The sequence below is a fragment of the Paraburkholderia caffeinilytica genome (assembly GCF_046030355.1).
Classification (GTDB): Bacteria; Pseudomonadota; Gammaproteobacteria; order Burkholderiales; family Burkholderiaceae; genus Paraburkholderia; species Paraburkholderia caffeinilytica_B.
Genome location: NZ_JAQQCQ010000056.1, coordinates 1 through 2,067 on the forward strand (window position 1 = coordinate 1; position 2,067 = coordinate 2,067).

At 59.3% G+C, this 2,067-nt stretch carries 2 protein-coding genes; both read left to right on the top strand.

Going from position 1 to position 2,067, the window contains the following annotated elements; translation table 11 throughout:
* The coding region (locus tag PQQ95_RS36485) for a glutamine synthetase family protein (protein ID WP_408447222.1) at nt 1–715 on the top strand (715 nt) is incomplete at its 5' end.
* Between the two features lie 96 nt (nt 716–811).
* Entirely contained in the window at nt 812–1,945 is a 1,134-nt protein-coding gene (locus PQQ95_RS36490) for a polyamine ABC transporter substrate-binding protein (RefSeq protein ID WP_408447239.1), read from the top strand.
* The last annotated feature ends 122 nt before the right edge of the window (nt 1,946–2,067 follow it).

Consider the following 2,067-nt stretch of genomic DNA (forward strand, 5'->3'; position numbering starts at 1 on the left):
TTTCATGCACGGCGATCCGCTGAAACTCGCCGACAGCGTGTTCCTGTTCAAGCGCACGGTGCGTGAGGCCGCACTGCGCCACAAGATGTACGCGACCTTCATGGCCAAGCCGATGGAAGGCGAACCGGGCTCGGCGATGCACATGCACCAGAGCCTCGTGGACGAAGAAACCGGCCACAACCTGTTCACCGGTGCGGACGGCAAGCCGACGTCGCTGTTCACCGGTTATATCGCCGGTCTGCAGAAATACACGCCGGCGCTGATGCCGATCTTCGCGCCGTACATCAACTCGTATCGCCGCCTGTCGCGCTTCATGGCGGCGCCGATCAACGTGGCGTGGGGTTATGACAACCGCACGGTGGGTTTCCGGATTCCGCATTCGGGCCCGGCTGCGCGCCGCATCGAAAACCGCATTCCGGGTGTGGACTGCAATCCGTATCTGGCGATTGCCGCGACGCTGGCTGCTGGCTATCTCGGCATGACGCAAAACCTGGAACCGACCGAGCCGCTGCTCAGCGACGGATATGAACTGCCCTACCAGTTGCCGCGCAATCTGGAAGAGGGACTGACGCTGATGGGCGCGTGCGAACCGATGGCCGAGATTCTCGGCGAGAAATTCGTCAAGGCCTACCTCGCACTGAAAGAAACCGAATACGAAGCGTTTTTCCGCGTGATCAGCTCGTGGGAACGCCGGCATTTGCTGCTGCACGTTTGAGGCCACGCCATAACGCGGCTTGCCTCAACGCCAATTTCGTCCGGCAAGAGCACCGAGAGACGCTCGCACCGGCTTCTTTACTTACTAGGGGAACATATGAGCGCTTGTCATACTGGACGTCATCTTCGCCATGCAGCCGCGGGGGCCGCGTTGCTCGCTTTCAGCAGCCTCTGTGCACTGTCGGTCACGCCGGCCGTGGCTGCCGACACGGAACTGAACGTGTACAACTGGTCGGACTATATCGCCAAGGACACGATCCCGAACTTCGAGAAGCAGGACGGTATCAAGGTCAAGTACGACAACTACGATAGCGACGACACGCTGCAGGCGAAACTGCTCGCAGGCAGTTCCGGTTACGACATCGTGGTGCCGACGTCGAACTACATGGCCAAGCAGATTCAGGCCGGCGTGTACCAGAAGCTCGACAAGTCGAAACTCCCTAATCTGGCCAACCTGGACCCCACGTTGATGAAAATCATCAGCGAGGCTGATCCGGGCAACCAGTACGGTGCGCCCTACGCGTACGGCACCGACGGCATCGGCTACAACGTGCAGGCCGTGCAGAAGGCTCTGGGTGCGGATGCACCCGTTGACAGCTGGGCGCTGGTGCTGGATCCGGCGTACATCTCCAAGTTGAAGAGTTGCGGCGTATCGTTCCTCGATCAGCCCGTCGACGTATTCGCCGCCACGCTGCAATACCTGCACAAGGATCCGAACAGCACAAGTCCCGCTGACTACCAGGCGGCGTACGAAGTGCTGAAGAAGGTTCGTCCGTACATCACACAATTCAACTCGTCGGGCTACATCAACGACCTTGCGAATAACGACATTTGCGTCACGTTCGGCTGGTCGGGCGACGTCGGTATCGCACATCGCCGTGCGGAGGAAGCGAAGCGTTCATACAACATCAAGTTCAACAACGTGAAGGAAGGCGGGCTGGTGTGGTTCGACATGATGGTGATTCCGAAGGATGCACCGCACCCCGAAGCGGCGCTCGCATGGATCAATTACATCGAGGACCCGAAAGTCAACGCGGCCATTACGAACGAGGTTTTTTATCCGACCGCCAATGTCCCCGCGCGCCAGTTCGTCACACCGGCTGTTTTGCATGACCAGGGTGTGTACCCGACGGTGGATGTGCTGAAGAAGATGACCCTGATGAAGCCGTTGCCGACCGACATCCTTCGGCTTGAAAACCGTCTTTGGGCGCAGCTGAAAACAGGCCACTAAATAGCGGCTCACGGCAAACAGGCCGTAGAGGCCTTCGCAGCAGGGATCGCTTGATCCCTGCCTGCCAGAAGTTAGCAGCACGGTAGTCAGCCTGCGCGCTTCAAGGATTCTCCCTGCCCGCG

Excerpts from the sequence above, each read along its gene's own strand:
- PQQ95_RS36490 (WP_408447239.1), top strand. The coding sequence starts at position 812 with ATGAGCGCTTGTCATACTGGACGTCATCTTCGCCATGCAGCCGCGGGG.